The 17,402-nt window shown below is 38.4% G+C and carries 19 protein-coding genes and 2 pseudogenes; 6 read left to right on the top strand and 15 right to left on the bottom strand.

Going from position 1 to position 17,402, the window contains the following annotated elements:
* The 3 genes and pseudogenes from BLR79_RS06140 to BLR79_RS06150 form a co-directional block, all read right to left on the bottom strand.
* A partial coding sequence (locus BLR79_RS06140; RefSeq protein ID WP_143338797.1) for a helix-turn-helix domain-containing protein occupies positions 1–261 on the bottom strand: 261 nt, incomplete at its 3' end.
* Between the two features lie 66 nt (positions 262–327).
* Positions 328–600, bottom strand: a pseudogene (locus tag BLR79_RS06145) (ABC transporter permease subunit); the annotation flags it as partial.
* A gap of 16 nt (positions 601–616) precedes the next feature.
* Positions 617–847 carry an ABC transporter permease subunit gene (locus BLR79_RS06150; protein ID WP_327020426.1) on the bottom strand — a complete coding sequence of 77 codons (231 nt, stop codon included), beginning with the start codon at positions 845–847 and terminating at the stop codon, positions 617–619.
* Positions 848–933: 86 nt separating this feature from the next.
* Between BLR79_RS06150 and BLR79_RS06155 the strand changes: the two genes are divergently transcribed.
* On the top strand, positions 934–1,113 hold the full coding sequence (locus BLR79_RS06155; protein ID WP_092085891.1) for a helix-turn-helix domain-containing protein: 180 nt from the start codon (positions 934–936) through the stop codon (positions 1,111–1,113).
* Between the two features lie 322 nt (positions 1,114–1,435).
* Here BLR79_RS06155 and BLR79_RS06165 read toward each other — a convergent pair whose 3' ends face one another.
* Both BLR79_RS06165 and BLR79_RS09055 read right to left on the bottom strand, forming a co-directional pair.
* Entirely contained in the window at positions 1,436–1,825 is a 390-nt protein-coding gene (locus tag BLR79_RS06165) for an ABC transporter substrate-binding protein (RefSeq protein WP_327020427.1), read from the bottom strand.
* A 28-nt stretch (positions 1,826–1,853) separates the two neighbouring features.
* Positions 1,854–2,021 carry a hypothetical protein gene (locus tag BLR79_RS09055; RefSeq protein ID WP_159427613.1) on the bottom strand — a complete coding sequence of 56 codons (168 nt, stop codon included), beginning with the start codon at positions 2,019–2,021 and terminating at the stop codon, positions 1,854–1,856.
* Positions 2,022–2,130: 109 nt separating this feature from the next.
* Here BLR79_RS09055 and BLR79_RS06170 point away from each other — a divergent pair, with 109 nt between their 5' ends.
* Positions 2,131–2,418, top strand: coding sequence for a rhodanese-like domain-containing protein (locus BLR79_RS06170; protein ID WP_092085897.1), 288 nt, complete (start codon positions 2,131–2,133; stop codon positions 2,416–2,418).
* Here the strand turns inward: BLR79_RS06170 and rlmH are convergent, their stop codons facing one another.
* Positions 2,419–2,898 (bottom strand): 23S rRNA (pseudouridine(1915)-N(3))-methyltransferase RlmH, encoded by a 480-nt coding sequence (rlmH, locus tag BLR79_RS06175; RefSeq protein WP_092085900.1) that lies wholly within the window; start codon positions 2,896–2,898, stop codon positions 2,419–2,421.
* A 110-nt stretch (positions 2,899–3,008) separates the two neighbouring features.
* On the opposite strand from rlmH, the gene BLR79_RS06180 reads away from it, so the two are divergent.
* The 3 genes from BLR79_RS06180 to BLR79_RS06190 all read left to right on the top strand — a co-directional run bounded on the left by BLR79_RS06180 (position 3,009) and on the right by BLR79_RS06190 (position 5,989).
* Positions 3,009–4,385 (top strand): TrkH family potassium uptake protein, encoded by a 1,377-nt coding sequence (locus tag BLR79_RS06180; protein ID WP_234970844.1) that lies wholly within the window; start codon positions 3,009–3,011, stop codon positions 4,383–4,385.
* Between the two features lie 13 nt (positions 4,386–4,398).
* Entirely contained in the window at positions 4,399–5,073 is a 675-nt protein-coding gene (locus BLR79_RS06185) for a potassium channel family protein (protein WP_092085902.1), read from the top strand.
* Between the two features lie 178 nt (positions 5,074–5,251).
* The gene (locus tag BLR79_RS06190) at positions 5,252–5,989 is read left to right on the top strand and encodes an amino acid ABC transporter ATP-binding protein (RefSeq protein ID WP_092085904.1); all 738 of its coding nucleotides are present in this window, start codon (positions 5,252–5,254) and stop codon (positions 5,987–5,989) included.
* A 30-nt stretch (positions 5,990–6,019) separates the two neighbouring features.
* Here BLR79_RS06190 and BLR79_RS06195 read toward each other — a convergent pair whose 3' ends face one another.
* The 9 genes from BLR79_RS06195 to yycF form a co-directional block, all read right to left on the bottom strand.
* Positions 6,020–7,213 carry a chloride channel protein gene (locus BLR79_RS06195; RefSeq protein WP_092085924.1) on the bottom strand — a complete coding sequence of 398 codons (1,194 nt, stop codon included), beginning with the start codon at positions 7,211–7,213 and terminating at the stop codon, positions 6,020–6,022.
* Positions 7,214–7,233: 20 nt separating this feature from the next.
* A complete protein-coding gene (locus BLR79_RS06200; protein WP_092085906.1) occupies positions 7,234–7,839 on the bottom strand; it encodes a GNAT family N-acetyltransferase in 606 nt (201 codons plus the stop codon).
* A gap of 106 nt (positions 7,840–7,945) precedes the next feature.
* Positions 7,946–9,271 carry a S1C family serine protease gene (locus tag BLR79_RS06205; protein ID WP_092085908.1) on the bottom strand — a complete coding sequence of 442 codons (1,326 nt, stop codon included), beginning with the start codon at positions 9,269–9,271 and terminating at the stop codon, positions 7,946–7,948.
* An 87-nt stretch (positions 9,272–9,358) separates the two neighbouring features.
* Positions 9,359–10,192, bottom strand: a complete 834-nt coding sequence (locus BLR79_RS06210) for an MBL fold metallo-hydrolase (RefSeq protein WP_092085910.1) — start codon at positions 10,190–10,192, stop codon at positions 9,359–9,361.
* 14 nt (positions 10,193–10,206) lie between these two features.
* A complete protein-coding gene (locus BLR79_RS06215) occupies positions 10,207–12,108 on the bottom strand; it encodes a DUF2207 domain-containing protein (RefSeq protein WP_092085912.1) in 1,902 nt (633 codons plus the stop codon).
* A 36-nt stretch (positions 12,109–12,144) separates the two neighbouring features.
* The gene (gene yycI / locus BLR79_RS06220) at positions 12,145–12,999 is read right to left on the bottom strand and encodes a two-component system regulatory protein YycI (protein ID WP_092085914.1); all 855 of its coding nucleotides are present in this window, start codon (positions 12,997–12,999) and stop codon (positions 12,145–12,147) included.
* Positions 12,999–14,414 (bottom strand): two-component system activity regulator YycH, encoded by a 1,416-nt coding sequence (gene yycH, locus BLR79_RS06225; RefSeq protein ID WP_092085916.1) that lies wholly within the window; start codon positions 14,412–14,414, stop codon positions 12,999–13,001. The genes yycI and yycH overlap by 1 nt, the downstream gene beginning before the upstream one ends.
* Positions 14,411–16,267, bottom strand: coding sequence for a cell wall metabolism sensor histidine kinase WalK (gene walK / locus BLR79_RS06230; protein WP_092085918.1), 1,857 nt, complete (start codon positions 16,265–16,267; stop codon positions 14,411–14,413). Before walK ends, yycH begins: the two co-directional genes overlap by 4 nt.
* 9 nt (positions 16,268–16,276) lie before the next feature.
* On the bottom strand, positions 16,277–16,975 hold the full coding sequence (gene yycF / locus BLR79_RS06235) for a response regulator YycF (protein WP_092085920.1): 699 nt from the start codon (positions 16,973–16,975) through the stop codon (positions 16,277–16,279).
* 208 nt (positions 16,976–17,183) lie between these two features.
* Between yycF and BLR79_RS06240 the strand changes: the two are divergent.
* Positions 17,184–17,402 (top strand): annotated as a pseudogene (locus BLR79_RS06240) (IS30 family transposase); the annotation flags it as partial.

Below are 17,402 nucleotides of genomic sequence, written 5' to 3' on the forward strand. Positions count from 1 at the left end.
TAATTGGACACCGACTTCGCGATAGCTTAACTCTGTAGTTAAGTACAATTCTATCGCATATAGCTTGGTTTCTAAAGGATAAGACTGTCTTGTTGACTTAACTTGAAGGCCTTCTAAGCCGAAATCTTGATAATTATGGATCCATCGTTTCACTATTGACTGAGCGATTTGATATTTTTTCGCTAAAGTCCTAAATCCGCCTTTTCCAGCTTCGTAGTCAGTAACAATTTGAAGTTTCGTTTCTAAACTATACTTGGTCATAAAAATACCCCCAAAAGTTAGATTTTTTGGTCTAACTTTTGGGGGTCGGCTCAGTTCAATGCCTTTTTAAGTTTGCCATGGTATGACAAAATGATCCAATTGGTCAACCAATACAAACAACAACAAACCGGCTAAACTCACAAGTAAAATAGCCGCATACATGCTTGGATAATCCATTCGCATCCAAGCATCCATAATATAAAAGCCCATGCCCAATCTTGTTCCATAGTTTTCCATAAAAAACAAAACAGAAAAAGAAGTCCCTAGAGAAATTCGGATCATATTAAAGATACTCGGTAAAATCACTTTAAACATAATATGCCAAAAGGTATGCCAACTTGTCGCATTTAATCCTTCATACTACTTGATAAAGTTCTAGAGGAATTTGTTGAATAGCGCCTCGTACAGAAACAGTCACTTGAGGCAATACAACAATAACTAATAAGGCAATTTTAGACCAGTCACTAATACCAAAAAAGAGTAACGCCACTGGTAAAAGAGCCATTTTAGGAATTGGATACACCAAATAAACAACCAGATCTAGCCACTGGTTCCAACGTTCGTATTTACCCATTAAAATACCCAATAAAGCCCAAAGAGTATACCAATAAAAAGACCCGCAAAATGTACTGCCCCCTTAAATCCGGACACGGAATTTAAGGGGGCTTTACTATGTCTAAGTATTCATATCAGTTAAAATTAGAGATCATTCATAAGCGCCAAGAAGGTTATGGACCTACTTATCTAGCCAAAACTTATGGAATTAAACGCGGGACAATCAAAAGTTGGCTCAAACAATATCAACTTCATGGAGAAGAAGGACTTCAGAAATCCCTATCGAAAACAGCTTAGTGTAAAATAACTGTTGGTAAGCTAAAAGCAAAAAAGATAACCCTCTGCTATACTGTTAGTATCCAAAACAGACAGAAAGTTAGAGGGTTATCCATGAATATTGTAACACTCTACTCTGGTGAATTCAAGGTGTCTGTTTTACAATATAGACAATTACACCAATTGACATACGCCCAAACAGCAAAACACTTTGGTATTAAACAAGGCGCTACGATTGCGACCTGGAACAAAACGTATCTTACTCAAGATTATGATGGGCTATGTAAGCCAATTGGTAGACCTTCTAAGAAAGCAGAGGATTCAACCATGACTCACAAGCCATCTAAACAACCTTTGACATCATCAGAAAAGGTTCAGGTAAAATAGCTCCACTAACTTCATGGCTTCTTAGTAACTCTACACGACTTGGAACAGGCGGAATGTGTTCAAATTGAACCGCTTCTTCTTCAATGGCTTGTTCTTGTAACATTTGAACCGCCGCATAATGAGTTCCACTTTCAGTTAAAACCGCAACCTTTTTGTCTTTTAAGTCAGCTAATTCTTGAACGTCATCATCATTAACAACCAAATCGAACTCACCAAAGGTTGAACCCGTAATTTGGATATCCATGCCACCTTCTAAATAAGCTGCAAAAGCGATTAAATCACTGTTCATTCCATCCACTTGTTTCGCTTGGAAAGCTGTATCGCGATCATTTGCGTTACGGAACACTTCTAATTCTAAATCAACACCGTGTTTTTTATCGAAACCTTGTTGAATAGCGACTATAAAGAGGGATATTATCCGTCGAAGGCATCACCCCTAATTTTAATGTTTCCACTTCTTCTGCTTGAGCTTTTTCCAGACCTACTAATGTTAAAGGGCTTAAAAGAGTCAATAGGCAAATAATTTGAATGAATTTCTTCACAATAGATTCCTTCTTTCTAAATAATATACTTTGTTCATTATATCCCAAACCTTCCTTTTTTTTAAGTATTTTGTGTTACACTTAATTCAAAAAGAAAGGAAGCGATTTTATGATTTCGCTAGACCAACTCAATCAACTACTACAACAAAACAAAGGGGTTGTTTTAGATGTTCGCCGTGACGATGAACGAGCGCGTGGAGCTATCCCTCATTCGATCCATATTCCGATTGCTGAACTGGCTGACCGTTATCAAGAGCTTGATCCTTCGTTAAATTACTATGTCATGTGTCAATCAGGCAAACGAGCCCAGCGAGGGGTTGAATTTTTGAAAAATAAAAATTACCAAGTCACTTGTGTCATAGGAGATTTTAACGAGTGGTCAGGAGAACTTATTTAATTATTTATGATAGGCGTGTCCGTTAATAATACGAAACGCGCGATAAATTTGTTCAACCAAGACTAAGCGCATCAATTGATGGGGTAAAGTAATCCGACCAAAACTAATATTGCGATCGGCTTTCTTTTTGATGGATTGGCTTAGTCCCAAAGAACCCCCGATAATAAAAGTGACATGGCTCTTCCCGTAAGTGGCGTATTGATTTAATTGGTTAGCTAAATCTGGAGAAGTAATTAAATCTCCTTCAATGGCTAGGGGGACAATAGCGGTTCCTGGCTTTAGTTTAGCCATAATACGATCTGCTTCTTTATTTAATACGTGATCGATTTCAACTTGGGTCATGTTTTCTTTCGTTGCTTCATCGGGCACTTCGACAATATTAACTTTAGCATAAGGATTCAATCGCTTTAAGTATTCATTGATTCCTTTTTTTAAATAATTTTCTTTAATTTTACCTACACTAATAATAGTGATATTCACGGAATTCTTCCTCTCTTTGAAAATTTCTATTCCCTATCATAGCATTTTTCGTTTTCAAAGAGTATAATCAGTGGAGATTTCATTATGTTTTTAGAAAGAAGGCATCCAAATTGGGTCTGTTTAATCGTCTAAGACAATGGACTGCTCCTCAACAAGTCACATTAAGTTTTGTAGCAGTCATTTTAGTGGGAAGTTTACTCCTGGCCATTCCAGCGTTTCATCAACCGACCGCACAAGTGAGTTATTTAGATCACTTGTTTACAGCGGTTTCAATGGTATGTGTGACGGGGTTAACAGTTCTTTCCGTTCAAGATACGTACAATGTGTGGGGGCAAATAGTTGGTGTTATTTTAATGCAAATTGGTGGTTTAGGCCTCATTACGATTATTACCGCCAGCTTATTTTACTTCCACCGTCGCCTCTCATTAAAAAGTCAATATATTTTCCGTGAAGCGATGAACCGTAACACTCACCGCGACTTTAAACGATTTTTATCCAGCGTTTATGCGGTAACTTTTGTGATCGAAGGAGTGGCGGCTGTTATTTTAGCGACTCAGCTTATTCCTTTATACGGCATTAAACAAGGCATTGGCAGCAGTATTTTTCTAGCTGTGTCTGCTTTTTGTAACGCAGGGTTTGATAATTTAGGTTCAACCAGTATTCAACGTTTCCTAACCAATGATGTCATCAACTATACAATTGCGTTACTCATTTTTGCCGGAGGTCTTGGGTTTTCCGTTTGGTTTGAGTTAGGTAATTTAATCAAGAAATGGTTCGAAGACCGACCTCATACTTTCAAACTCATTTTTAACCGCATTTCTCCTCATTCGCGCATTGTTTTACGAACAACATTTATTTTACTCGCTTTAGGGACATCCATTACTTTAATGTCAGAGTTTAATAATCCTGAAACCATTGGATCGTTAAATTTATGGGAGAAGTTTACGGCTAGTTTCTTTCAATCAGTTGCTTTTAGAACGGCTGGATTTTCGACATTAGACTATACAAAAACGACGCCTTTTACCAACTTTATTTATATGGTGCAAATGATTATTGGTGGCGCTCCCGGAGGAACAGCGGGAGGAATGAAAGTAACAACTGTCGCGCTTATTGCTTTACTGTTTAGATCGGAGCTACTAGGTTATTCCCAAGTGGCTTTTCATAATCGCTCATTTCCTATTCATTTAGTACGCCAAGCTCTAACTATTTTAGTGTACTTTTTAGCAGTTTCGATTGTAGGTTATAGCTTTTTACTCTTTACGCAAACTCACTTAGATCCGTTTGCTTTGTTATTTGAAACGATCAGTGCGATTGGAACAGTCGGCTCTACTATGAACGTTACCGGTGAACTAACTCAATCCGGTCGATGGATTATTATGGCCCTTATGTTTCTAGGTCGAGTAGGACCTTTAACTGTTTTAATTAGTATTGCTCGTAAGAAAACGAAAAAGATTTATTCTGCTCCAACAGAAATTTTACTCGGTTAGAAAGGTGAAAAATATGAAAGTACAAACCATTGGAGTTCTCGGTTTAGGAGTTTTTGGACAAACCATTGCTCGAGAATTAAGTCGGTATGAATACGACGTTATCGCCGTCGACTATAAACCTGATCATGTTCAAGCTGTGGCAGATGAAGTTACTCACGCAGCCATCGGAGATTTAACGGATTATGAATTTTTAAAAGATATAGGTATTGAACAATGCGATCTAGCAATTGTAGCCACTGGAGGTAACTTGGAAAGCGCTGTGTTAGGAGTAGTGAACTGTAAAAAACTTGGAGTGCCACAAATTATTTCTAAAGCTCGTAGTACAACGTTTGAAGAAGTGTTATATGAAGTCGGCGTGGATGCGGTTATTTCTCCCGAAAGAGACTCGGGTATTCGTCTAGCATCAAAAATTTTAAGAAACAAAATCGACGAAGTTTTACGTCTTGATCCGGATACTTCTTTAATTGAATTTTTTGTTCCTAAAGAGTGGGCTGGTAAATCTTTACTCGAACTTGATTTAAGAAAAAAGTATGATTTAAATATCATCGGTATTCGTCCTGAAAAAGGTGAACCTATTAATTCTTTAATTCCAGTAGACGAACCTTTACCCACTGATGGGTTGATTGTCGCCATTGCGACATCCCATGTCTTTGAAAAATTTGACTACTTAGGTTATTTTGATCGCTAATTTTTACCTACGACTTATAAAAAGAAGTCGTAGGTTTATTTTAGGTACCAATTATCGGTTAAATAGATATTTAATGGGAGTAAATCATATATTTAAATCATTGACCCCGCTTGAATTTCATATTATGATACAAAATGAGTTGTAAATTAGAATACGATATGAAAAGGAGGGCTTAAAAGTGATTAAATTTAATAAAGCCCAAAAATATTATGGCGACTTTCATGCCTTAAAAAACATCAACTTACACATTGGAACCGGAGAAGTGGTGACGTTAATCGGACCATCAGGTTCGGGAAAGAGTACCTTACTCCGCTGTATTAACGGTTTAGAATCTATTGAAGAAGGTGAACTTCACGTTCTTGATACAAGATTAGATGATACGAGTTTAACCGAGAACACACGTCATTTACGTCAACAAATCGGTATGGTTTTCCAACACTTCGAGCTTTATCCTCATATGACGGTGCTAGACAATATTACTTTAGCTCCAATTAACGTTTTAAAGGTCTCAAAAGAAGAAGCCGTTAAACGAGCTCAAACATTACTAGAACGGGTCAACTTATGGGATAAAAGAGACGCCTATCCTTCCCAATTATCCGGAGGACAAAAACAACGGGTCGCCATCGCCCGAGCTTTAGCGATGCAACCAAAAATTATGTTGTTTGATGAGCCAACCTCTGCTTTAGATCCGGAAACAGTCAATGATGTATTAAACGTGATGAAACAAATTGCACTGCAAGACGGGCTAACAATGGTTGTTGTTACTCATGAGATGGGCTTTGCTAAAGAAGTATCCGACCGAACTATTTTTATGGCCCAAGGCGAAATTTTAGAAGATCGTCCAAGCGAAGACTTCTTTACAGACCCTCATCATCCTCAAGCTCAAAAATTCCTCAACCAAGTGATCGCTCACTAATCAAAAAACGACCTGACGCCAGGTCGTTTTTTATTCAAAGAGACGGTCTTGCTTAATGTAAATACTGCGGTTACCATTACACAAATAAGCAACCGTACAGGTGACAAAGAATAAAGGAATATATTGATAGCCAAATACCGTTCCCCCAATAAAAATGGGCGTCAGCCATGTATTCGTTGCGCTACCAAAAACACTGACATACCCTACGGCAGCTAATAAAGCACTCGGTAGACCAATAAAAGGGGCTAGAACGATGCCTAACGTCGTTCCGATCGAAAATAAAGGTGTTACTTCTCCACCTTGATAGCCTCCTGAAATGGTTAAAACAGTGAGTATTAATTTAAATAGCCAGTCTAATGGGTTAATTGCTTCCCCATTAAAACTTGCTTGAATTAAGTTTAAACCTAAGCCAGAATAGCGACCGGACCATAATAAAATAGATAACGTCGTAACCATTACCCCAGCAACTCCTACTCGAATAACAGGATTTGGGAAGCGATCATTCATTGTTTCAGTCAAACGGCGTAAAGTTGTACTAAACAACCAGCCAACGACACCAAAAAGCATAGCTGCTAAGATCATTTTGACCCCATCTTCTACTTGCCACACCCACGAATCAGATAATACAGCGGTAAACTTTACTAAGCCTAGCTGACGACTCACCCAACTAGCCATAAACGAAGCCACGCTGGCTGTAAATAAAGCTGGAAAATATAATTGACCAGCAATCAATACTTCTAAACTAAAAAAGATAGCAGCTATGGGCATTTGATAAAGACCTGCAAAGCCGGCTGCTACTCCTGTTACAATGACTAATTGCCGATCAATCGTCTTTTTAAAGTAAGGACTTATTTTACTAGAAATGGTCGCCCCCATTTGAACCGCTACCCCAACACGGCCCGCACTTCCACCAAAGAGATGGGTTAACCACGCGCCGACGACCACAAAGGGAATTAAACGAAAGGGAATTTTAGCGTCTTTTCCTTGCCCTATTTCAAAAATTAAAGGCAGTCCCCACGTAGCACGGCCACCGTAACGTTGAAATGTATAAACAAACAACATTCCCATGGGAGCTAAAAAGATTAACCAAAGAACACTTTGTTGACGAACGCTCGTTAACCATAACAACACTTGTCCAAACCAAGAACACAGGGCGCCAACCACTCCGCCAATCAGACTACTCATGATCAGTAAACGAAGTGTATCTAAAGAACGAAGTGGCATCTTCCCAGAAAGATCTTCCTTCAATCGCGCCCCTCCTTGTCTGTCGTTGAATCAAAATAATAAGTCATCTCGTCATACAAATGTTCACTAATATAGCGCTGTTTTCTTGTTTTAAAACCCCAATTTTCATAACGCGTTTTTGCGTTGGTATTTTCAACATCGCAATTTAAATCGAGACGATTAAACCCTTCTTGAATGGCCTTTTGTTTAGCCTGTTGAATTAATTCTTTTGCGATGCCTTGTTGTTGCGCTTTAGGATGAACAACAAGGGAATCAATATAGTAGGTCTCTGGACTTGTCTCTAAATCTGTAAACATTCGAACACCGCGTCCTAACTGTTCGTCTAATAATTTATTTAACGCTTCGTCAATTAAAGACTCTTTTTTGCCAGGATAAACGAAAATAACCCCCACCACTTGACCTCGCTGTTCTGCTACGATGCCATGATCTTTGTAGTAACGAAAGGTAGGGTGAGTCATCGCTTGTTCCAGCAATTCTTTTAGCTGGTCTTTGGGGTATTGCTGGAGGAGGGGTAACTCCATATCTTCAAAAATAATCCATAATAAATCTAATACATTAGAACTGTCTGCAAGTTCCATCGGACGGTAAATAATCGATTCCGACACTTTCTTTTCCTTCTTTCATTTTTATTTTAATCATAGCACAAAACACATAAGGTGAGACCAAAGAAAAAAAGCAAGCAAAATGGAAACATTTTACTTGCTTAATTTATTATTCATGACGTAGTTCTAATTCTTGAGTTTCTAAAGATTGTAACATAACTTCGATCGTTTTTTCTTCACCTTGACGAAGAACTGTTAACGACACTTTATCTCCAACGTTATGAGAATAAAGAACTTTACGTAAGTCGTTAATAGTATGGATCTCTTCGCCATCCATTTTAGTAATTACGTCATAGCGTTCTAACTCAGATTGGTCGGCAGTGGTTCCTGATTGAATTTCAATAATGACCACCCCATCTTGTTGATCATTGGTAATGCCTAACACTTCTTGTTTAGACTCTTCGGCGATCAGTGCTAAATCAAGGGTTTGAGCGCCTAAAACAGGACGGATCACTTCACCATTGGCTTCAAGTTCTTCAATGATCCGTTTGACTTCATTACTTGGAATCGCAAAGCCCATACCTTCTACACCTTCGGCTGCAAATTTAATGGAGTTAATTCCGATTAGCTCACCATTTTTATTAACTAAAGCACCACCAGAGTTCCCACGGTTAATCGCTGCATCGGTTTGAATAACACTCGCGTCCCAATCAGGAATGCCGTCGCCATCGATATCAATCGGAACGGAACGTTCTAGTCCAGAGACAATCCCTTGAGTGACTGAGTTTTGAAACTCATTACCTAAAGGAGATCCGATAGCTAAGGCAATGTTTCCGACTTTTAATTCATCTGAATCATAAAAATCAATGGCTTTAGTAGCGTACTTAGCATCAATGGTCATAACGGCTAAGTCAGACCATACATCAGCGCCAATAAGTTCAGCGTCGGCTACGGTTCCGTCATACATAATGACTTTTAACTCTTCGCTACCTTCAACGACGTGATGGTTGGTTACAATATAAGCTTTATCGCCTTCAATTTTGTAAACAACCCCGCTTCCTTCGCCAGCTACAGCGAGTTCACTTTGTTCCTCCATAGCAGGACCAAAGCTTTCCCCATAAATATAAGGGTAACCTGGCAAGAGACGTTGATAGTTTGAAACAGAAACGACTGCTTCTTTTGAGCGTTCAACGGCTCCCAAAATTGCTGTTTCAAAATCTGAAGCGGCTTCTTGAGCTTGTTTTATATCTCCTAACTCTTCTTGAGTCGGTGTTTCTTTTGATTCTTGAACAACTTCTACGGGTTCACTGGAAGTGGCAAATAAAGAACCTTTATAGCCATATAAGCCAAGAAAAACAACGCCTAAAACTAATAAAGTAGCCACCGTCGCCCCTAGAAAACTTTTCCAAAAAACGCCGGGTTGGCTTGACCGTTGCATCGCCTCTTTAATAGATGGATCTACTTCATGTTCATTGTGTTTATTATATTCACTCACAACTAACACCTTCTTTCTTCAATTCTTCTAAAGTATACCATTGACATGTGAAAGAAATTTGAAGTTCTGTCGACAATTTAGTGAATCTTACAAACGAAGTAATTTAGTCGGTTTATCTGGGTGTGTTAAATGCACATCGAAGGCTTCATTAACTCCCATGTCATAAGAAGTTAAAATATCGCACATCGCGTTCATCGCCAAATCTTTCGTATTGTTATCTTTACTTAAATGACCTAAATAAATATGCTTAGTTGAATCCCCAATTAAATCGACCATGGCTAGTGCGCCATCTTCATTACTTAAATGACCTAAATCACTTAAAATACGCTGTTTTAAAGCCCATGGGTAAGGACCATAACGCAACATTTCAATTTCGTGGTTACTTTCAATTAAATAACCGTCCGCATTTTTTAACATAGAACGAAGTCGGTCGCTGACATAACCAGTATCCGTTAATAACACAAACTGTTTATCTCCTTTTTGGAAGGCGTAAAACTGAGGGTTTGTTGCATCATGGCTGACCGGGTAACTTAAAATATCTAAATCCCCTAATGATAACATCTCTTCCATTTCAAACAGACGCTTATGGTCGGGATCAATTTTACCTAACGCTTTTTCCATAGATTGCCACGTCTGTTTGTTAGCGTAGATAGGTAAATTATAACGTCTTGAAAGAACCCCCACCCCTTGAATATGATCCTTATGCTCATGGGTAACAAAAATAGCGTCTAAATCGCTAGCTTTACGGTCAATTTGGGTTAGAAGTTGTTCGATTCGTTTACCACTTAACCCAGCATCAATTAAAATCTTTTGATCGTTTGTTTCGATATAAGTTGAATTACCTGAACTACCACTGGCTAAAATAGATACTTGCATTGAATCGCCAGGGGATTGATCCTTTACAATTATTTCTTTATTCATAGGACTCCTTTCTACTAAAATCCGCCAGAACCAGAGCCACCGCCAAATCCACCAGATGAGCCACCACTAAAGCCACCACCAAAACCACCAGTGTTTGTTCCACGATAGTTTGAACTTGTTTGTGGCGGTCGTGAAGCGGCTACGGCCGAGTTCACAGAAGACTGAAGACTGCGAGTTAAGAAATATGGATCCGAGAAGGTACCCATTCGCGTTTGCATTTGATTTAACTCTTGAGCCGGGAATTCTAGACGCATTTGTTTAATGACTTTGTCCGCCACACCAAGAGAAATCGCGTAAACTAAATATTCTTCCCACAGCGCTAAAGAACCTACTTCGCGCATTTTAAAGTTTCCGACATCGTTTAACATGTTCTTAAATCCATTCCACTCTTGGTATAATTCGTCTTCTTTAGCTGTACGAATGGGACGCTTTTTACTTAAGTAATAAACCCCTATAGCAACAAGGGCAAGTAACGGCGCCCCAATGAGCATTAAAGAAAGAACAAAGGTACTCTTAGGTCCATCAAGGGCAGTCAAAGCGAATAAACTAACGAACACAAAGATTCCCACACTCATCAAACTAGGAGCTACAAGCCATTGGGATATGCGGCGTTGTGGAGGCGGTGTGAGTAATCTTTCAGCTTCCACGCTGGCATTCGATCTAAATCCTTCCCAATGTTTGCGTCCTCTTTTTCGAAAGGCGCTATTTTTCTTCATCCCTTGTTCTAAAGCAGATAAAGTGACAGGTTGTCCTTCCGGTTGAAGAAACAGCAATACATGTTGTTCATGAATCGCTAAATCTTTAACGGGAGGTGAAGCGGGATTGGCTGTAATTAGAACGCGGGTTTGATCTTTTTTGAATAGTGATCCTTTTATTTCCTCCACGTCTAATGTGATATAGCCTTTACGAGCTAAATCGACAATGGTCGCAGTAAAGTCCACTGCATCAGGAAAGCCATCTTCATGTAAAATCATACTTGCCATCACCGCCGGAGTAATGTCGGCTGGTAAATCATAAATATGATCAGGCAATTTTACCGGGTGAGGGTTTAAACGCTTTTTACGTGTAAAGTAATAGTAGGCACTGTAAAGAGGCAATCCTAAAGCGAGTAAAAAGGTTCCTAAACTAGCGCCTAAAGCTGTTTTTTGCTCCCTTTCACGTGCTCTTGCGTCCGCTTCTACTTGAGCTTGAGCCTTATCGATGATTTCTTGCTTTTTCATCTGATTGACTCGATTAGTATTATTGGGCACTAAGGCATTGGAAAAAATAATATGAGCTTCCACAAATTGGTTAGGCGGGTTGTTAGGTACGTCTAATTGTACTTTAGCTGATTGATCGGGCTCATTAAATAAAGTGACATCCCCTTGAGGAGCCCCGTATCCCCATGCTCTAAAGTCATCTTTTTGATCGATATGACCAGGTAAAGTGACAGTAACATGAGCATCTAAAGAGTGATTGGTATTTGAGCCGATCACTTTTTGGTTAAATTCAGCGGTGTCTTCATAACTGGTAATAACATTTCCTAGCGTATACTCATAAACAAAGCGAACATTTTCTTGTTCTGCTGGATAAAACACTTTAAATTCAGTGTGGGAGCCGCGGTGAGTAATTTGATAGGTGTGTTCTTCTCCCGTATAATCTTCCGTTAGTTCATGAGCTTCTCCTTCTCCATCAATGACCGTGACTTTATAATTAAGAAGCGGGCGATTATCATGATCTAAATTAAAAAGGGCTCCATTCATAAATCCTACATTGTAATATTGCACATCTTTATAAGTAGCACTTCCGTCGGCATGAACTTGGACTTGGACGTCTTGACGATCGATTGAAAAATCCACTTCTTGCGCACTTCCTAATAGTGGAAATGTTATTAATAATAATGTTAATAATAGTTGAATCAAGTAAGGTCGTTTCATTGGTTTCCCTCCTTTTTGAAACCGGTCATGGTTTGATTATTCTTGGTTGATCGTGGTTGCTGGGTAAACGACTTCTCCTCTTCGAGCATCAATCGTAACGACCCCTTCAACCCCATCTCTTCTTGAATAACTGATGTGCCATACCGGGGAATAAATTTGATATTGGTCAAGTGAATAAAATAAAGCGTAGCCTAAAACTAGACGCTCAATGGTTGAATCATTGGGTAACATCGTATCAATTCGTTTATCTTGAATTGTCAATGCCTCCCGGGCTGTAATCACCGGGTAAGTCTCTGCTAACGTGTGAAATCCGTCTAAATAAGATTGAGTATAAGACTCAATATCATAATTTTCATTAAGCAATAAATGAATTTCAGCAGTATTTCCCACAATAGGATACTCATCATCTACCGTTTTACGAACAATGACTAAACGACTTTGAGGTAAGTAAATAAAGTGTTGGTATTCATCTCCGTGAATAAACCAATCTTCATTAGCTAACACTTCTCCAATCGCTTGTTCTTGATCTTGTGATAGAACCGTCGTTTCACCACTCACTGCTTTGTTGAGGTTTATTGGCTGAGTAAATTGAGCGGATAACACTTTCGTTGTCTCATCATAGCTTGCCTCTTGATCCTTTAATTGACCCATTTGATCTTTTAATGTGGTTGTATAAGCAGCTTTCATTAAAGGAAGTTCTTTAATTTCTTCTTCAATATGAGGAACAATACTAATGCCTCTTTCTTGAAGTTGTTGAGTAATTGTCAAATTAGGGTTATCAACAATGGATATCGATTGAATATCCACTCGGTTAATGAATAGTAATGCTAAATAAATATCGAATAAAATGAAAAAGCCGATGAGTAGTAATTGTATTCTTCTAAAATCCATTATTCTACCCCCTCATGACTGGTTGCCAATTCATCCGATAATGTATTTTCGTTGGCTAGCTCTTCTAAAGAATAAATCTTTTGATTAATTTCTATAAACCAATGAGGCGTTAAATCAACGATTTGATATTGTTGCATATCACTACCCCAATTATAACCTAGTTGAATATTTTCAATTTCATCTAAAGTAAAGCCAAGATTTAATAAAGTATCGACGACTTCTGGACCGGAGGCCATTTTAACCTCTTTTCGCTCGTCTGAAATCTCCGCTTGTAAAATAATCGTTGGCATTTTAAAGCGGTACTCTTCTGTTTGATGGGCTGATGGTAAAAATACTTTAGTCGTAATTTGCCCGTAGTCATCCCCTGTTTGAGTTGAGTAAATCGGATACCCATCTAAATAGCGACGGTAGTAATGAGTCGTTTGTTCTGTTCCGGTATATTTCAAGCTATCTTTCCAATAATTGTATAATTTAACCGGCACAAAACTTTCAACAATCGCATCGGCTTGAGAGAGGGTTTCCGGTTCAACAATCGAGTTTTTAAGCAAGTGTAATATTTGTGTTTCAGGATTAAATGTTAAAGTCGACTCATAGCTTTGATAGGTTCGCTGATGATTAGATGTTTCCGAATTTCCTTCTGTATCTCTAGACAGTACATAGTTAGGAGTAGGGAAAATTGCTTGGACTAATAAAGACTCAGGGACCTTATCTAATAAGTAACGCTTTTGAGTCATTGTTGAAGATGCTTTAGGTAAATAGACATCTTTGTTTGCTAATTGATATTGCTCAACTTCAATCCAGTCCTTTTGATAATGTTGAGCTAATGTTTCTAGTTCCTTTAAATCCAACTTATTATTTAAAAACCCGCGCACGAAACGCCCCGTTTGACTGTCCATAAAATAGACACTATCTCCCTCCATTTCAATAACAATGCGATCCACTTCAAAATTACGTGTCGGAGCATCATTTTCTTGAATCCAACGACCTAAAAGCTGAAGTGGAATATTAGCCGCAAAGTTTAATTGATGGTGAGGGTGATCTAATACGTGATTAATCGTGCTGTCATTTTGGACAATATTAAAGTTATCGATCACAAAAGGATGGTCATCTAATTGTTTGACTAATTGATCAATCGCTTCACACTCAGCGACTTCATGAACCGTTTGATCAGTGTAAATATACCAATGATCAGGAATTAACAAATCAGACAAGGTCGCATCCGAGACACTGTAATAATTTAACGTTTCATCTAACGCCTGTTCCGGCTCATCGTGAACCACGGTATGAGAAGCCATTGAGTCTGGACTAATCCACTCTTGCAGTATTTGTAAATCAAACAGTAAAAAATAAGTAAAGAGTAAACTTAAAACAAAGAAAAAGACTAAAAAAATCGTGTCGATGGATAGTCGTTTCATAGCGTATCATCCCAACTTTCATTGATTGAATCAAAGGAGGTATAAGGTAAGGTGAAAAAGAACGTTGATCCTTCATTTTCTTTACTTTCTGCCCAAATTCGCCCTCCGTGTAACTCAATCACTTCCTTTGAAATCGCTAAACCTAATCCGGTTCCACCTTGCTCACGAGAACGAGCACGGTCTACGCGGTAGAATCGATCAAATAATTGCTCTAAATCTTCAGCAGGAATTCCCATCCCCTGGTCACTAATACTTAACGTCACTTCATCTAAGTTTTCCGTTAAACGTACTGTGATAACGCCCCCATCAGGAGAATATTTAATCGCATTATTCATAATATTATCAACCACTTGAATAATACGGTCTTGATCGATTTCAACGTAAGCGTCTCGGGTTGTATAATGACGAACAATTTTATATTTTTTCGTCGCTTCGCCGGATTCTAACATAAAGTCAAAACGATCCAATATATGATCTAAAAAGCGTTTAAAGTCAACATATTCAGGTTGCATCACATATTGACCTCCATCCATTTTAGATAAGTCTAATAAGTTGCCGATCATTCGGATCATTCGGTTTGTTTCCGACTGAATGACTTCTAAAAAGGCGGGTGCTACTTCTTCGTCTCGCCATGCACCTTCTTGCAAAGCTTCGGAATAACTTTTAATACTCGTTAACGGTGTTCTTAATTCATGGGACACGTTAGAGACAAAATCACGACGCTCTTGTTCCGTTTTTTCTTGTTCCGTTACGTCCGTTAACACACAAACCACTCCGGTCACAAAGCCCGACTCCCGGCGAATAACGGAAAACTCACTTTTTAAAATCGTTAATCCGCTTCGGTCTTGACGGCGGATCATAATTTCCGTATCACGCTGGAGTAAGTCTTTTATTGTATAGTCTTGATTAAGTCCTAAGAGCCTTAAAATAGAAATACCATGCACTTGTTCGGAATGAGTTTTTAATAGTTGATTGGCTCGTTGGTTCACCATAATGACGTTTCCACGTCGGTCTGTGGCGATAACGCCGTCTGTCATATGTTTTAAAACGCCGTCTAAACGTTGACGTTCCGATTCGGTGGATTCTTGCGCTTCTTTTACTTTTAAAGCTAATTCATTAATGGTTAAAGCCAATTCGCCTAACTCATCTTGCCCATAAACTTTAGCTGGATAACTATAGTTTCCTTCGGAAATACGAGTGGCTTGTTCTTTAATGTTTTGAATCGGTCGGGTGAGTCCTTGAGATAGTACAATCGCTACAATAATCCCCGCGCCAATCGCTAAAAGAGCTGAGCGAATAAATAAACGCATAATTCCTGACATATTGTCGTACACACTGTTCATATTCGATCGGACCGCCACTACCCCTAAAATATCTCCCGTATCAGAAGCTAAAATAGGTCGAACAATATAATATAAGTGCTCTTTAGAATGAGGTAGGTAAATCTCCTCAGCTAATGTTCGTCGGTTAACGAGAGCATTTTTAATAGCTTCTTCGTTAGTTTTAATACCAATGGCTTGTTCTTGGAAGTTATAGTTACTTGCGATAATATATTCTTCCGTATTAATAACACGAATGTCGGTGCGGTTCGACGAAGTAAAGGTGCTTAAAGTTTGGTTTAACCGGTTGCGCTGTTGCACTTCTGATTGTTCTTGAGACAAAATAGGGTTTAAGTTATTCACTAAAAACTCGACTTGGTTATTAATTTGTGATTTAAATTGATTTAACGTTTGGGTTTCTAATTGATCAATAAAAAAGACCCCAATAAATTGAAAGGCTATCACAAGGATGAACACAAATAACAATGGGATCTTTATATAAATTGATTGAAATATATTAAATCGCCGCTCCATTGAATACTCCTAGTCTTGTTCAGGATTTTTTAAAAAGTAACCAACGCCGCGTCTTGTTGCGATATAAACAGGATGAGAAGGTTGATCTTCAATTTTCTCTCGTAAACGTCTAATCGTTACATCAACTGTTCGAACGTCACCAAAGTAATCATAACCCCACACCGTTTCCAATAGATGCTCCCGGGTCATTACTTGTCCAACGTGTTGAGCTAAATATAAAAGAAGCTCAAACTCACGGTAAGTTAACTCAATTTCAACGCCACGCTTAGACACAATGTAAGCGTCTCGGTGAATAATTAAATCTCCCACTTGGATTTCATTACTTTTTTCTTCTTTCACTTCTGAGACAACATTACGTCGTAAGTTTGCTTTGACGCGAGCGACTAATTCGCGGTTAGAAAAAGGTTTCGTTACATAATCATCGGCGCCTAATTCTAACCCTAATACTTTATCAATTTCTGAGTCTTTAGCCGTCAGCATAATAATAGGAACATTACTTTCTTGCCTTACTTCACGACACACTTCTAAACCGTCTTTTTTAGGTAACATTAAATCTAAAATCATTAATGAAGGGTCGTGCTCATGAAATTGTTCAATCGCTTCTTCTCCATCAAAAGCTTTAACGACTTCATAGCCTTCTTTTTGCAAGTTAAACGCAATAATATCCGAAATCGGCTTTTCATCATCTACAATTAATATCTTTTTCATGGGTTTTTTCCTCCTTGAGGTTTAAGTTGTTTCTTTTTCTATTATATTCTCTCTTATTTATTATACCTTGTTATTGTTCACTTTCAAACTTTGAATCGGCGTGTTATTTTATTTCCTGAATTGTAAAATTAAGCTAGAAAAAAACAAATAAGACCATTTGTGCTACACTATTTATGAGTCCAATCATAAATAAGGGAGTAGACACAAAATGGCCTATACACATCTTACCACGAAAGAACTGACTTGGATAGAAAACTACTACGAAATTGGCGAAAAAGCTTACATAGTCGCTAAAAAGTTAAGAAGATCTGCTCAAACCATCTATAATGTCTATCATTATTTAGACGATGGTGGAACTATCATCGACTATTATGAAGGCTACAAAGCTAACAAATCTAAGTGTGGCTCTAAGAAGAAGCAGTTCACA

This window comes from Dolosicoccus paucivorans, from assembly GCF_900100125.1.
GTDB classification, from domain to species: Bacteria; Bacillota; Bacilli; order Lactobacillales; family Aerococcaceae; genus Dolosicoccus; species Dolosicoccus paucivorans.

Bases quoted from the DNA above. Each gene is read 5' to 3' on its own strand.
- yycI (WP_092085914.1), bottom strand. From the start codon at position 12,999: ATGGATTTTAGAAGAATACAATTACTACTCATCGGCTTTTTCATTTTA.
- BLR79_RS06185 (WP_092085902.1), top strand. From the start codon at position 4,399: ATGAAAGTACAAACCATTGGAGTTCTCGGTTTAGGAGTTTTTGGACAA.
- BLR79_RS06215 (WP_092085912.1), bottom strand. From the start codon at position 12,108: ATGAAACGACCTTACTTGATTCAACTATTATTAACATTATTATTAATA.
- BLR79_RS06210 (WP_092085910.1), bottom strand. From the start codon at position 10,192: ATGAATAAAGAAATAATTGTAAAGGATCAATCCCCTGGCGATTCAATG.
- BLR79_RS06195 (WP_092085924.1), bottom strand. From the start codon at position 7,213: ATGCCACTTCGTTCTTTAGATACACTTCGTTTACTGATCATGAGTAGT.
- walK (WP_092085918.1), bottom strand. From the start codon at position 16,267: ATGGAGCGGCGATTTAATATATTTCAATCAATTTATATAAAGATCCCA.
- BLR79_RS06155 (WP_092085891.1), top strand. From the start codon at position 934: ATGTCTAAGTATTCATATCAGTTAAAATTAGAGATCATTCATAAGCGC.
- BLR79_RS06170 (WP_092085897.1), top strand. From the start codon at position 2,131: ATGATTTCGCTAGACCAACTCAATCAACTACTACAACAAAACAAAGGG.
- yycF (WP_092085920.1), bottom strand. From the start codon at position 16,975: ATGAAAAAGATATTAATTGTAGATGATGAAAAGCCGATTTCGGATATT.
- yycH (WP_092085916.1), bottom strand. From the start codon at position 14,414: ATGAAACGACTATCCATCGACACGATTTTTTTAGTCTTTTTCTTTGTT.